Source organism: Williamsia sp. 1138 (genome assembly GCF_002095435.2).
GTDB lineage: Bacteria > Actinomycetota > Actinomycetes > Mycobacteriales > Mycobacteriaceae > Williamsia.
The window spans coordinates 78,003-92,346 of record NZ_MJEJ02000043.1 but is presented as its reverse complement, the minus strand read 5'-3'; the positions used below and the strand labels follow the sequence as shown (position 1 = coordinate 92,346).

11 protein-coding genes are annotated in these 14,344 nt (G+C 65.0%); 5 read left to right on the top strand and 6 right to left on the bottom strand.

Annotated features, from left to right (window positions below):
• Nucleotides 1-50 precede the first annotated feature (50 nt).
• Genes tkt through pgl form a run of 5 tightly spaced genes read left to right on the top strand, consistent with a single transcriptional unit; the run spans nucleotide 51 to nucleotide 6,559 of the window.
• Nucleotides 51-2,138 (top strand): transketolase, encoded by a 2,088-nt coding sequence (gene tkt / locus BH683_RS13955; protein ID WP_084836864.1) that lies wholly within the window; start codon nucleotides 51-53, stop codon nucleotides 2,136-2,138.
• A 49-nt stretch (nucleotides 2,139-2,187) separates the two neighbouring features.
• Complete coding sequence (gene tal / locus BH683_RS13950) at nucleotides 2,188-3,312, top strand: transaldolase (RefSeq protein WP_094647484.1); 1,125 nt, start codon at nucleotides 2,188-2,190, stop codon at nucleotides 3,310-3,312.
• 6 nt (nucleotides 3,313-3,318) lie between these two features.
• Nucleotides 3,319-4,857: a glucose-6-phosphate dehydrogenase gene (gene zwf / locus BH683_RS13945; RefSeq protein WP_094647482.1), complete on the top strand. Its 1,539-nt coding sequence runs from the start codon at nucleotides 3,319-3,321 to the stop codon at nucleotides 4,855-4,857.
• Nucleotides 4,858-4,895: 38 nt separating this feature from the next.
• Complete coding sequence (locus BH683_RS13940) at nucleotides 4,896-5,819, top strand: glucose-6-phosphate dehydrogenase assembly protein OpcA (RefSeq protein ID WP_084836863.1); 924 nt, start codon at nucleotides 4,896-4,898, stop codon at nucleotides 5,817-5,819.
• Nucleotides 5,816-6,559 (top strand): 6-phosphogluconolactonase, encoded by a 744-nt coding sequence (pgl, locus tag BH683_RS13935; RefSeq protein ID WP_084836862.1) that lies wholly within the window; start codon nucleotides 5,816-5,818, stop codon nucleotides 6,557-6,559. Before BH683_RS13940 ends, pgl begins: the two co-directional genes overlap by 4 nt.
• An 8-nt stretch (nucleotides 6,560-6,567) precedes the next feature.
• Here pgl and BH683_RS13930 read toward each other — a convergent pair whose 3' ends face one another.
• From BH683_RS13930 to gap, 6 genes are all read right to left on the bottom strand, one after another.
• On the bottom strand, nucleotides 6,568-7,839 hold the full coding sequence (locus BH683_RS13930) for an oxygenase MpaB family protein (protein WP_246833370.1): 1,272 nt from the start codon (nucleotides 7,837-7,839) through the stop codon (nucleotides 6,568-6,570).
• Nucleotides 7,840-7,935: 96 nt separating this feature from the next.
• Entirely contained in the window at nucleotides 7,936-10,776 is a 2,841-nt protein-coding gene (ppc, locus tag BH683_RS13925) for a phosphoenolpyruvate carboxylase (RefSeq protein WP_084836860.1), read from the bottom strand.
• 27 nt (nucleotides 10,777-10,803) lie between these two features.
• On the bottom strand, nucleotides 10,804-11,037 hold the full coding sequence (gene secG, locus BH683_RS13920) for a preprotein translocase subunit SecG (protein WP_084836859.1): 234 nt from the start codon (nucleotides 11,035-11,037) through the stop codon (nucleotides 10,804-10,806).
• Nucleotides 11,038-11,171: 134 nt separating this feature from the next.
• The gene (tpiA, locus tag BH683_RS13915; RefSeq protein WP_084836858.1) at nucleotides 11,172-11,960 is read right to left on the bottom strand and encodes a triose-phosphate isomerase; all 789 of its coding nucleotides are present in this window, start codon (nucleotides 11,958-11,960) and stop codon (nucleotides 11,172-11,174) included.
• A 1-nt stretch (nucleotide 11,961) separates the two neighbouring features.
• Nucleotides 11,962-13,179: a phosphoglycerate kinase gene (locus BH683_RS13910; protein ID WP_084836857.1), complete on the bottom strand. Its 1,218-nt coding sequence runs from the start codon at nucleotides 13,177-13,179 to the stop codon at nucleotides 11,962-11,964.
• Nucleotides 13,180-13,234: 55 nt separating this feature from the next.
• Nucleotides 13,235-14,254: a type I glyceraldehyde-3-phosphate dehydrogenase gene (gene gap / locus BH683_RS13905; protein WP_084836856.1), complete on the bottom strand. Its 1,020-nt coding sequence runs from the start codon at nucleotides 14,252-14,254 to the stop codon at nucleotides 13,235-13,237.
• Nucleotides 14,255-14,344 lie beyond the last annotated feature (90 nt).

The following is a 14,344-nucleotide window of genomic DNA, read 5'->3' as shown; positions in this document are numbered from 1 at the left end:
GCGTAGCCCCGCCCTGTACCGGAGTCGAGCTTGTAGGAGTTCACACGATCGTGTCAGCATCAGACGAAATTCGCGCGCTAACCCAGGCCTCCCATCCAGCTGACTGGAGCGAGGTGGACACGAAAGCGGTTGACACAGTACGGGTTCTGGCTGCCGACGCCGTTCAGAAATGCGGTAGCGGACACCCGGGCACGGCTATGAGTCTGGCCCCACTCGCATACACGTTGTTCCAGCGTGTGATGCGCCACGACCCCACCGACACCGACTGGATGGGCCGCGACCGGTTCATCCTCTCGTGCGGGCATTCGAGCCTGACGCTGTACATCCAGCTCTACCTGGGCGGCTTCGGGCTCGAGCTCGAGGACATCGAGGCGCTGCGCACGTGGGATTCGAAGACGCCGGGTCACCCTGAATACCGCCACACCCGGGGCGTCGAGATGACCACCGGTCCCCTCGGCCAAGGACTCGCATCCTCCGTCGGCATGGCGATGGCGGCCCGCTACGAGCGCGGCCTGTTCGACCCGGATGCTCCGGTCGGCGGCAGCGCCTTCGACCACTACATCTATGTCATCGCCTCGGACGGTGACATCGAAGAGGGCGTCACCTCAGAAGCCAGCTCGCTGGCCGGTACCCAGCAGCTCGGAAATCTGATCGTCTTCTACGACAAGAACCACATCTCCATTGAGGACGACACCGACATCGCGCTGTCCGAGGACGTCGCGGCGCGTTACGCGGCGTACGGCTGGCATGTGCAGCACGTCGACGGCGGCGAGAACGTGACCGCCATCGAAGAGGCCATCGAGAAGGCCAAGGCAGTGATCGACAAGCCGTCGATCATCGTCCTGCGCACGATCATCGGCTTCCCCGCCCCGAACAAGCAGAACACCGGCAGCGCACACGGTTCTGCGCTCGGTGACGAGGAGGTCGCGGCGACGAAGAAGCTCCTCGGTTTCGATCCGGACAAGACCTTCGAGGTTTCCGACGAGGTCATCGGCCATACCCGTGCGCTGGTCGAGCGCGGCGCCGAGCAGCGTAAGGCGTGGGAGAAGTCCTTCGACGAGTGGGCTCAGGCCAATCCCGACCGCAAGGCGTTGCTCGATCGGCTCAACGTGAACGGGCTGCCCGACGGCTGGACCGACGCCCTGCCCAAGTGGGAGGTCGGCGACAAGGACGTGGCGACCCGTTCCGCGTCGGGCAAGGTGCTGTCCGCACTCGGGCCGATCCTGCCCGAGCTGTGGGGCGGCTCCGCCGACCTCGCCGGCAGCAACAACACCACCATCGACGGCGCCGCATCCTTCGGGCCCACGTCGATCAGCACCAAACAGTGGAGCGCTAATCCGTACGGCCGCACCCTGCACTTCGGTATCCGCGAGCACGCGATGGGCGCAATCCTCTCGGGTATCGTGCGGCATGGTCCGACCCGTGCCTACGGCGGTACCTTCCTGCAGTTCGCCGACTACATGCGCCCGGCGGTGCGGTTGGCGTCCCTGATGAAGACCGACCCCATCTATGTCTGGACCCACGACTCCATCGGGCTCGGCGAGGACGGACCGACCCACCAGCCGATCGAACACCTCGCGGCGCTGCGCGCCATCCCGGATCTGGACGTGGTTCGACCCGGTGACGCCAACGAGACCGCGTACGCCTGGCAGCAGATCCTGCAGCGTCGCCACAACCCGGCGGGCCTCGCCCTGACCCGCCAGAACCTGCCGATCCTCGAAGGCACGTCCGCCGAGGGTGTCGCCAAGGGCGGATACATCCTCTCCGAAGCTGACGGCGACCCCCAGGTCGTCCTGATCGGCACCGGTTCGGAGGTGTACCTCGCCGTCGACGCACAGAAGGCGCTCAAGGACAAGGGAATCGCGGCTCGGGTCGTCTCGATGCCCTGCGTCGAATGGTTCGACGAGCAGGACCAGTCGTATCGCGACTCGGTGATCCCGCCCGCACTGAAGGCCAGGGTCAGCGTCGAAGCCGGCATCGCGATGCCGTGGTATCGCCTTGTCGGCGACGGCGGAGAGATCATCTCGATCGAGCACTACGGCGCTTCGGCCGACTACAAGATCCTCTTCGAGAAGTTCGGCATCACTGCGGAAGCGGTCACGGCAGCCGCCGAGCGCGCCATCGCGAAGCAGTCCTGAGCGAACTCGTCCATCACGACTCCCCCATCACCAAGAATTGGAGCGCACCATGAGCGAACAGAACGCCAATCTTGCTGCACTGTCCCAGGCCGGAGTTTCGGTTTGGCTCGACGACCTGTCCCGAACCCGGATCAAATCGGGCAACCTGGCCGAACTCGTCGCCACGAAGTCGGTCGTCGGTGTCACCACAAACCCGTCGATCTTCCAGGCCGCGTTGTCCAAGGGCGACGCGTACGACGATCAGGTCAATGAGCTGGCCGCCCGCGGGGCCGACGTGGATGCGACCATCCGCACCGTCACCACGGACGACGTCCGCGACGCGTGCGACATCCTCGCCCCGCAGTACGAGGCCTCGGGTGGAGTCGATGGCCGGGTGTCGATCGAGGTCGATCCGCGACTGGCGCACGACACCGACAAGACCGCTGCCCAGGCGGTCGAACTGTGGAAGATCGTCGACCGGCCCAATGTCCTGATCAAGATCCCGGCCACCGAGGCCGGCATCCCCGCGATCGCGAAGACCATCGCGGAGGGCATCAGCGTCAACGTGACCCTGATCTTCTCGGTGGAGCGCTACGAACTGGTCATGGGCGCTTTCCTCGACGGCCTCGAGCAGGCCGCGACCGCGGGTCATGACGTGTCCAAGATCCATTCCGTCGCATCGTTCTTCGTCTCGCGGGTCGACACCGAGATCGACAAGCGACTCGACGCGATCGGCTCGGACGAGGCCAAGGCGCTCAAGGGCAAGGCTGCGCTCGCGAACGCTCGCCTCGCCTACGCCGCCTACCAGCAGGTGTTCGAGAAGGACGACCGTTTCACGGCACTGGCCGCCAAGGGTGCCCATGCCCAGCGCCCACTGTGGGCGTCGACCGGCGTGAAGGATCCGGCATACCCGGACACCCTCTACGTCGGCGAGCTGGTCGCCCCGGGCACCGTCAACACGATGCCCGAGAAGACGATGGACGCCTTCGCAGACCACGGTGAGGTCAATACCTCGTCGATCATCGGTCAGGGTCCGGCATCGCAGGAGGTCTTCGACAAGCTCTCCGCCATCGGCATCGACCTGACAGATGTCTTCCTCGTCCTCGAGAACGAGGGTGTGGAGAAGTTCGAGGCGTCGTGGAAGGAACTGCTCGACGCCACAGCCGAGCAGTTGGCCGAGAAGTCGAAGGGCTGAAAGGCATTGCCCGACCGCAACTCAGATTGGGTCAACCCACTCCGAGATGAACGGGACAAGCGGCTACCCCGGATCGCCGGGCCGTGCAGTCTGGTCATCTTCGGCGTCACCGGGGATCTGGCTCGCAGGAAACTGATGCCCGCGGTCTACGATCTCGCGAACCGTGGGCTGCTGCCACCCGGGTTCGCCCTCGTCGGTTTCGCGCGCCGCGACTGGGATCACGAGGATTTCGGCCAGGTCGTGCACGACGCGGTCCGGGCGAATGCCCGGACGCCGTTCCGTGAAGATGTCTGGGAGCGGCTGAGCGAAGGATTCCGGTTCGTACAGGGCACGTTCGACGACCCCGAGGCCTTCGACAAACTTCGTGACACGCTCGGTGAGTTGGACGAGAAGCGCGGTACAGACGGCAACCACGCGTTCTACCTGTCCATTCCCCCGGCGGCGTTCCCGGTGGTGTGTGAGCAGCTGTCGCGCTCGGGTCTCGCGGACCAGTCCGAGGACAAGTGGCGGCGAGTGGTCATCGAGAAGCCGTTCGGCCACGATCTGCAGAGCGCGAAAGAGCTCAACAACGTTGTCAACACGGTGTTCCCGGAGCATTCGGTCTTCCGGATCGATCACTACCTCGGCAAGGAAACCGTCCAGAACATCCTCGCGCTGCGCTTCGCGAACCAGTTGTTCGACCCGGTGTGGAGTTCGCATTACGTCGATCACGTCCAGATCACCATGGCCGAGGACATCGGCTTGGGTGGTCGCGCCGGATACTACGACGGCATAGGCGCCGCACGGGATGTGATCCAGAACCACCTGATCCAGTTGATGGCCCTGATCGCCATGGAAGAGCCGATTTCGTTCGAACCACACGAGTTGCAGACCGAGAAGATCAAGGTGCTCTCGGCCACCCGCAACATCTTGCCGCTCGACGAGAACACCGCTCGGGGCCAGTACGAAGCCGGGTGGCAGGGCAGCGAGCCGGTCCCCGGTCTCAAAGACGAAAAGGGTTTCGCCGCCGATTCGACAACCGAGACATTCGCCGCGATCGCGGTCGAGGTCGACAGTCGCCGATGGGCCGGGGTTCCGTTCTACCTGCGCACCGGAAAGCGCTTGGGGCGTCGGGTCACCGAGATCGCGCTCGTGTTCAAGCGGGCCCCACATCTGCCCTTCGATCAGACGATGACCGAAGAGCTGAGCCAGAATGCGCTGGTGATCCGCGTGCAGCCCGATGAGGGCATCACGCTGCGCTTCGGATCAAAGGTCCCCGGCTCATCCATGGAAGTGCGTGACGTCAACATGGACTTCTCGTACGGCCAGGCGTTCACCGAGTCCTCCCCCGAGGCCTACGAGCGGCTGATCCTCGATGTGCTGCTGGGCGAACCGTCACTGTTCCCGGTCAACGCCGAGGTCGAGTTGTCATGGAAGATCCTCGATCCCGTCCTCGAGCACTGGGCTGCGACGGGCACTCCGGACGGCTACGAGTCAGGCACCTGGGGTCCCGAGTCCGCCGACGAGATGATGACCCGCAACGGGCGGGCCTGGCGTCGTCCTTGATTTCCCGGTAGTCGCGCCGCTTGGCGAAGGAGCAGGTAATGATCGTCGAACTTCCAGATACGAGTACCACCGCAATCAGCAAGCAGCTCATCAAAATTCGCGATTCGGGTGGCGCGTTCACCTCCGGTCGTGTGTTGACCCTTCTCGTCTGCACCGACGAGGGCGAGCCGACCGAGGGTGCCATCGAAGCTGCCAACGAGGCCAGCCGCGAGCATCCGTGCCGGGTGATCGTCGTCGCGCGCGGCGATCGCAACGCACAGTCGCGACTCGACGCCCAGATCCGGGTCGGCGGCGACGCCGGCGCCTCCGAGGTCGTGGTCCTGCACCTGTACGGCGACATGGCTGATCACGGCGAGAGCGTCGTCATCCCGTTCATGCTGCCCGACACGCCGGTGGTGACCTGGTGGCCAGGGCGTGGCCCAGACAATCCGGCCGCAGACCCGATCGGTCGACTGGGTACCCGAAGGATCACCGACGCCCGCCGCGCAACCGATGTCCCCGCGGAATTGCAGCAACGACTGGCCACGTATGCCCCGGGCGACTCCGACATCGCCTGGTCGCGAATCACCGCATGGCGTGCCCTGTTGGCATCGGCGCTCGATCAACCGCCGCACAGTCCGGTCACCGCAGCCGAGGTCGAAGGTCCGGCCGACTCCCCCGCGGTCGACCTGCTCGCGGGCTGGTTGCATTCGGTCCTCGATGTTCCGGTGACACGATCTGTCGGCAGCTTCAAGGTGACCGTCGAGCGCGAGGCCGGTCCGCTCGTGCTGTGCGTCGGAATGAGTAACCAGGCCATCATCTCCATCCCGGGCAAACCCGACGGGCGGGTTGCGCTTCCGGGTCGTGAGCTGAGTAATCTTCTCGCAGAAGAACTTCGCAGGCTCGACCCCGACGAGATCTACCATCTCGCCCTGCAGGGGGTGGCCGGCATCATTCGCGCCGAAGACAGGGTTCACGCATGACAACACCGGAAATTTTTAGGTCTGCCGACAAGGATTCGCTGGTCGACGCGGTGACCGAGCGGTTCATCGCCACGATCACAGCAGCTCAGGCGGCCCGCGGCACCGCGTCGGTGGTGCTGACCGGCGGAAGCAATGGCATCGCCCTGCTCGAGGCCCTGGCAAAGGACTCCGGCGACATCGACTGGTCTGCGGTGGACATCTTCTGGGGCGACGAGCGTTTTGTCGCGGCGGATGACTCCGAGCGCAACGCCGGTCAGGCACAGGCCGCGCTACTCGATCACGTGCCGGTGAACGTCGATCGAGTCTTCGCGATGGCATCCTCTGACGGTGAGTTCGGTGACGACATCGACGCAGCCGCAGCCGATTACGCCGAACGCCTGGCTGCCCGGGCAGGCGACGGCGAGAGTGTTCCCCAGTTCGACCTGCACCTGCTCGGTATGGGCGGCGAAGGTCACATCAACTCGCTGTTCCCGCATTCGGACGCGACCGGTGAGAGTCAGGCCTCGGTGGTGGCGGTGACGAACTCGCCGAAACCGCCGCCGAAGCGGATCACCCTCACCCTGCCTGCCATTGCACGTTCACGTGAGGTCTGGTTCTTGGTGTCGGGTGCGGAAAAGGCCGAAGCCGTCGCCGCAGGCGTGGCCGGTGCCGACTTCATGGACTGGCCCTGTGCGGGCGCACACGGAACCGAGGCCACCGTGTGGTTTGTCGATCCGGCGGCCGCGTCGAATCTGCCCTGACCCCTGCGTCAGCGGCGTAGCCCGCGACCAGTGTCGAACGTCGCCTCGCGGCCTTCCATCTGCGCGGCATGCCAGTTCTCGCGATGCCGCCGCATGACTCGTTCGTGCACACGTGAGATCGGTGGGCACACCCGACGTGCGGTCTCGACGATCGTCATCAGCGGCAGCCGCAGCACGATCCACACAATCGCCGGAAAAGGGCTGGGCATGTCGTACTTGCTTCTCGTCCACGGCATCATGAACAGCGCCGAATACGCCGCGTATATCCGCGAATTGTAGAATTCACGGATCCGGCGCAGACCCGTGTGGCCGTCCCGCGGGGCGAAGGCCGCAGGAAATGACTCGATCAGCTCGGCGCCGTGCGGTCCCGAATCGTAGCTGCGGGTGGTGTTGACCAACGCCAGCAGTCGCAACGAATCGGCGATCGACTCCGGATACCACTGCGTTCGGACCCCGAGTAGATGTCCGAGATAACGCTGGTAGTGCAGCAAGACCCGGATCTCGCGAGGCGACGTCTGGACCCCGACCATCCACAGCGCCATCGCAGGCACCACGCTTCCGCCGAGCAGGGTCAGCAGCTGGTATGACTGGCTGATTGGCAGACCCCAACGTGCGGAGTCCCATTCAGGATGTTCGGCGACCGTGCGGCGGACCCAGACGTGCATGACCCGAACCCGCATGGCGGTGGCACGACCGGCTGACCCCGGTGTCAGGAGAGCATCGGGCTCGGACACATCGATCCAGAAGCGGGCGGTCTCCAAGAACCGCCGCAGCGCGTTGTCTCCGGCGTATCCACCTGCGAGCGACAGCGGGGTGGCGACCGCTGCCTCGGTGTACATCTCGAGGGTGATCCCGCCCGCCACGCTGAACAACGATGTCCCCCAGCGCCTCCAGATGGCCTCACCTTCGGCTATCTGTGCCGGATCGACCCACTCGGGAACGGTCTCGAACTCTTCGAAGAGCGCCACCATCGCGGGCGGCGGGTCCTCGATCGAGTCGAGCCCCTCGGTCAACGCCTTGTCGAGTAGTGCGCGGGCCGCCTCGCCGCCGAGTTCGCCGTAGACCTCATCCACGAATCGTTCTGCCACCGGGTCCGTGGTGAACATCTCCGCGGCAAATGTACGGATGTGCTCCTCCGCCGGAAAAAGGTCCTTGCCCGTCAGTCGCTTCGTCACCCGACGTGCGCGCGCGACCGCTCTGCTGTTCACCGCGTCTGCGTACCGGACGGCCTCGGGGAACTGTGGTTCGAGTTGCCGTCGAATCGGCGTTGGTGTGGACACCCAGACTCCTGTTCGGTTCCAGTGAGACGAAAACGGAGAACCGTCTCGCACGACTCGAACATACCCCATTACGGCTCGGTTGCCATCCCCGCACGACTACCCGCTGTTGCGAAGTGCCGTTGCGAGTCCGTTCATGGTGAGCTGGATACCGCGGCGCACCAGATCCGAGTCGTCCCCACCGCGGTAGCGGCGTAGCAACTCGACCTGCAGGTGATTCAACGGCTCGAGATACGGGAAGCGGTTGAACACCGACCGCTTGAGCGCGGCATTGTCGGCGAGGAGATCGTCGGTGCCCGTGATCTTGAAGTACATCGAGGTCGTGCGATCGTGCTCGGCGGTGATCATCCCGAAAACCTTCTCGCGCAACGCCTCATCCGGAACCAGACGCGAATACCGCTCGGCGAGGCCGAGGTCGGACTTCGCCATCACCTGCGCCATGTTGGACATGACCGTGCGGAAGAACGGCCACCGGTTGTAATAGTCGGTCAAGGTGGCGAGCCGGTCGTCGTCGCCGCCGACCCATTGCTCGAAGGCCGCACCGGTGCCGTACCAGCCGGGCAACATGACCCGGGCCTGCGACCAGGACAAGACCCACGGTATCGCCCGCAGATCCGAGATCTTCTCTGTCTGTTTACGAGAAGCGGGGCGGCTGCCGATGTTGAGTGAGCCGATCTCCGACAACGGGGTCGAGTTCACGAAGTACTCGACGAATCCCGGCGTGTCGTGCACCAGTTCGCTGTAGGCAGCACGCGCGAGTGCGGCCAGTTCGTCGAGCACAGCATAGGCCGCCTCGGCCTCGGCACCGAGCCCCTCCGTGTCGAGCAACGACGACTCGATGGTCGCCGCGAGGAGGGTTTCCAGGTTCCGCCGTGCGACCACCGGTTCGGCATACTTCGCCGCGATCACCTCGCCCTGCTCGGTGATCCGCAGCGAACCCTGAACAGCGCCCGGAGGCTGTGCCAGGATCGCGTCGTAACTCGGGCCACCGCCGCGGCCGACCGTTCCGCCGCGACCGTGGAACAGTCGCAGCCGGATGCCGGCCTTCTTCGCGGCTTCGACGAGATCCAACTCGGCCCTGTACAGCGCCCAGTTCGCCGCCAGGTATCCGCCGTCCTTGTTGGAGTCGGAATACCCGAGCATGATCTCCTGGATCCCCTCCTGGGCGTCGATGAGCGAGCGGTACAGCGGAATGTCGAGTGCAGCGAGCAGCGTGGCGGCGCCCTGCTGCAGATCCTCGATGGTCTCGAACAAAGGAACCACGCGCACCGACGAACTCGGTGCGATGTCCGCCGACCCCGGATCGAACAGGCCTGCCTCCTTCAGCAGCACCATGGCCTCGAACAAATCGCTCACGGAGGTGCACATGCTGATGATGTAGTTGGGGACCGCCTGAGGCCCGTACGCTGCGACCGCCGACGCCGCCGCCCTGACGATGTCGAGCTCCTTGTGCGCGAGGTCGGAGAGGTCGGCCCCCGGCCCGGTCAGGGGACGCCTGCTACTCAATTCGGCGGTGAGCAACTCCACTCGCTCGGCCTCCGGCAGGGACAGATAGTCCGAGTGGACGCCCGCCCAGGCGAGCAACTCCGCGACCACCTCTTCGTGGGTCTCGGAGTTCTGTCGCATGTCCAAGCCGGAGAGGTGGAATCCGAACGCCCGCACCGCTTCCCGGAGGGTCAGCAGCCGGTCGTCGGCGAGTTCGTCGTCCCCGTTCGAGCGCAAGGACTCATCGATGACATCGAGATCGGCGAGAAACTCGGTGGCGTCGGCGTAGGTCGACGCGCCGTCTTTCGGGTAACCGCCGTCGTTGACGGCGACAAATCGATCCCCGAACAATCCGCCGGCGGTTGCCGCCAGCCGCGCCCGGATGGCGCGTAGGGCTTGCCGGTACGGTTCGTCGGCCTCGGTCTCGCCGCGCTTCACACCGCCGAGCGCGAACACCTCGTCGCCGACCTCGGTGAGTCGAGACGTCAAACTGAGCTCTTGAGCCAATGTCGCAAGTTCGGCGAGGTGATGCGAGACCGCGGTTTCCGCGGCTCGCCGAGTTGCCATCCCGACGATCTCACCGGTCACAAACGGGTTGCCATCTCGGTCTCCGCCGATCCATGACCCCATCCGCAGCATGGGATCGTCGGCGATGCCGGCAGCCGGGTAGTGCTCCTGAAGCCAGGCGCGGAGCTCGGCATTGACGCGTGGGATCACCTCGAAGAACCCCGCGTCGTAGTACCGGAGTCCCACCTCGATCTCGTCCTGGATCTGGAGACGCTCGAGACGGATCAGTGCGGTTTCCCACAGCGTGAGCACCTGCCTGTTCAGGGCTCTGTCGACCTCCTCGCGCTCGGCTGGCGTCAGCTCTGTTCGCCCGGCGAAGCGCATCAGATCGGTGATCCGGCGCTGCACCTCGAACACCGTTCGGCGCCGGGTCTCGGTGGGATGTGCGGTGATCACCGGGACGACGGTGGCGTCGGAGAGTGCGGCGCCGACCTGGTCGTCACGCAAGCCCGCGGCCGCGAGCTTCGAGTATGTCGCTGCGAGCGTGGAGTCCTGCGGCGGGTCTCCTGCGCGGACGTGGATCGCCCGTCGCCGTTCTCGGTGGATGTCCTCGGCGAGGTTGGCGAGCAAGGCGAAATGGCTGAAAGCCCGGATCACCGAGATGGCCTCGGAGATGTCGATGTCGCGGAACAGCGTCTCGAGTTCGGTGCGATCGATCTCGGAACGGCGGATCCGGAAGGACTCGACCCTGGCCTTCTCGACGAGTTCGAAGGTGTCCTCGCCGGCATGCTTGCGGACTATCTGTCCGAGAATGCCGCCCAACAGGCGAATGTCCTCGCGTAGCGGTTCGGTCAGTTGTCTGTCGGTGCTACCGGCTTCCGGGCGGGGCACAGCGGGGCGCTTGTCAGTCACCCGCTCAGTATCTACGCCAGCGCGGGGCCGGCGCATCTCGACAATCGACGTTGACCGAAGGTGTTACGAGAGCTTGATGTCCAGGCCGATACCGAGGATGAAGATGGTCCAGATCACGCCGACGAAGACGGTCAGCCGGTCGAGGTTGCGCTCGACGACACTCGAACCGGACAGACTGGACTGCACGCCGCCGCCGAACAGCGACGACAAGCCGCCGCCCTTACCGCGGTGAAGCAGCACCAGGACGATCAGCAACACGCTGGTGACCACGAGTCCGATGTCCAGGGCAAGCTTCACGTGTCGTTTCCTATCAGAAGTTTTGTTCGAACGGCCGATCTACCACTGTACCGGCCGACGCCCGCGCCCGGAAATGGGGCCTTTTGGCGAGCAAACCCGCAGGTCACGTTCGCCAAAAGGCCCCAATTCGGGGGTCAGGGCAGAGGACCGCCGGCGGCGATGGCCGACAGGGTGGCGAACTCGTCCGACTTGAGTGAAGCGCCGCCCACGAGTGCACCGTCGACGTCCGTCTGGCCGACGATCTCGCCCACGTTCTTGGCGTTGACCGAACCTCCGTAGAGGACGCGCACCGAATCGGCGATCTTCTGATCCGCTAGTTCGGCGAGCGTCGTGCGCAGAGCCGCACACACCTCTTGGGCATCGGCGGCGCTGGCAACGCGGCCGGTGCCGATGGCCCACACCGGCTCGTAGGCGATGACGACCTTGGAGATCTCGTCAGCGCTCAACCCGGCGAGGGACCCCTTGAGTTGCGCGATGTTGTAGGCGACGTGATCGCCCGCCTCACGGATCTCCAGCCCCTCACCGACACATACGATCGGCGTCAACTCGTACTTCAATGCGGCCTTGGTCTTGGCCAACACCACGTCGTCGGTCTCGGCGTGCAGGGTGCGACGCTCGGAATGTCCTACGACGACGAACGTGCACCCGAGCTTCGCGAGGAACGCCCCGCTGATCTCGCCGGTGTACGCACCGGAATCGTGCGCCGAAAGGTCCTGTGCGCCATAGGTGAGCAGCAGCTTGTCACCGTCTACGACGGTCTGCACGCTGCGGATGTCCGTGAACGGTGGAATCACCGTGACGTCGACCTTGTCGAAGTACTTGGTGGGCAACGCAAATGCGATCTTCTGCACCAGACCGATGGCCTCGAGGTGGTTCAGGTTCATCTTCCAGTTGCCCGCGATCAGCGGTTTACGGGTGGCCATCTCAGCTCTCCAATACCTTCAGTCCGGGAAGTTCTTTGCCCTCGAGGTACTCGAGAGAGGCTCCGCCACCGGTGGAGATGTGAGAGAAACCATCCTCGGGAAGACCCAGTGTGCGTACGGCCGCGGCACTGTCGCCGCCGCCGACCACCGAGAACGCGCCACCCTTGGTGGCGCCGATGATCGCTTCGGCCAGGCCCTTCGTACCGGCAGCGAACTTCTCGAACTCGAAGACGCCTGCCGGACCGTTCCAGAACACGGTCTTCGCCTCGCCGAGCACCGCCGCGAATCGCTTGACCGCTTCGGGCCCGATGTCGAGACCCATCCAGCCGTCGGGGATCTCGGCAGACGACACGACCTTCGCCTCGGCATCCGCGGCGAACTTGTCGGCCACCACCACATCGATCGGGAGGTGGATGACGTCGCCGAACCGCTCCAGCAGAGACTTGCAGGTCTCGATCTGATCTTCCTGCAGCAGCGACGAACCCACCGACAGACCGTTGGCCGCCAGGAACGTGAACGCCATCCCGCCGCCGATGACCAGCGTGTCGACCTTCGGCGCCAGCGCCTCGATGACACCGATCTTGTCGGAGACCTTGGAACCACCGAGTACCACCGCGTACGGGCGGGCCGTATCCGTGGTGAGCTTTGCGAGAACCTCGACCTCGGCCGCGACCAGGCCACCGGCGTAGTGCGGCAACAGCTTTGCCACGTCGTACACCGACGCCTGCTCGCGGTGGACCACCCCGAACCCATCCGAGACGAACGCGCCTTCGTCGCCGGTCAGTTCCACCAGCGCCTTGGCGAGCTTCTCGCGCTCGGCCGCATCCTTGGAGGTCTCGCGCGGATCGAACCGCACGTTCTCCACCATCATCACGTCGCCGTCCGTCAGGCCCTCCGAGCGTGCAAGGGCATCACCGCCCACCACGTCGGTGGCCAGCTGGACGTTGCGGCCCAGCTCGACGCCGAGCCGCTCCGCGACCGGGGCCAGCGAGAACGCCGGATCCGGAGCGCCTTTCGGACGTCCCAGATGCGCGGTCACGATGACCTTCGCGCCCGCATCGGACAGCGTCTTGATGGTGGGCACCGAGGCCAGGATGCGCCCGGCGTCGGTGATGGTGGAGCCGTCCAGCGGAACGTTGAGGTCGGATCGAACCAAGACGGTCCGTCCTTCCACTCCGGTCGCGAGCAGATCAGCGAGGGTGGGTACCGAGGTGGTCATCAGGCGCGTCGTCTCCCGGCGCTCGAAGGGTCAGGGTCTACTCGAACTGGTTGTGCTACAGCGACTTTCCAACGAGACCGGTGAGGTCGACGAGGCGGTTGGAGTAGCCCCACTCGTTGTCGTACCAGGACACGATCTTGACCTGCTCGTCGATGACCTTCGTCAGTGGCGCATCGAAGATCGAGGAGTGGGGGTCGGTGACGATGTCCGAGGACACGATCGGTGCGGTGCTGTACTTCAGGATGCCCTTGAGGGGTCCCTCGGCTGCGGCCTTCATGGCGTCGTTGATCTCGTCGACGGTCGCCTTCTTCTTCAGGATGGCGGTGAGGTCGGTGACCGAACCGGTCGGGATGGGCACGCGCAGCGCGTAACCGTCGAGCTTGCCGAGAAGCTGCGGGAGCACCAGGCCGATGGCCTTCGCGGCACCGGTGCCGGTGGGCACCACGTTGAGGGCGGCGGCGCGGGCGCGACGCAGGTCACTGTGCGGTCCGTCCTGCAGGTTCTGATCCTGGGTGTAGGCGTGGATCGTGGTCATCAGACCCGAGACGATGCCGAACTCGTCATCGAGGACCTTGGCGACCGGGCCGAGGCAGTTCGTGGTGCACGACGCGTTGGAGATGATGTTCTGGCTGCCGTCGTACTTGTCGTCGTTGACACCGAGCACGATGGTGATGTCCTCACCCTTGGCGGGCGCGGAGATGATGACCTTCTTGGCGCCGGCGTCGAGGTGGCCCTTGGCCTTGGCGGCATCGGTGAAGATGCCGGTCGACTCGACGACGATGTCGACTCCCAGGTCGCCCCAGGGCAGCTCGGAGAGCGGGCCGCGATGTGCGAGAGCCTTGATCTTGCGGTCTCCGACGACGATCGTGTCGTCACCTTCGAGCGAGACATCCTGCGGCAGCCGACCGAGGATGGAGTCGTACTTCAGCAGGTGTGCCAGGCTCGCGTTGTCCGTGAGGTCGTTGACCGCGACGATCTCGATGTCAGTGGTGCCGAGCGCCTTCTGCGCTTCGATGGCACGGAAGAAGTTACGGCCGATCCGGCCGAATCCGTTTACGCCTACACGAACGGTCACTATGAGCTCCTTAGCTGTGGATGTGCTGGGCCATCGTGTGGCCCGTCTGCGGCAGTGATCAGCCTAGTCGTCGGCCTCGGACCAGGCACG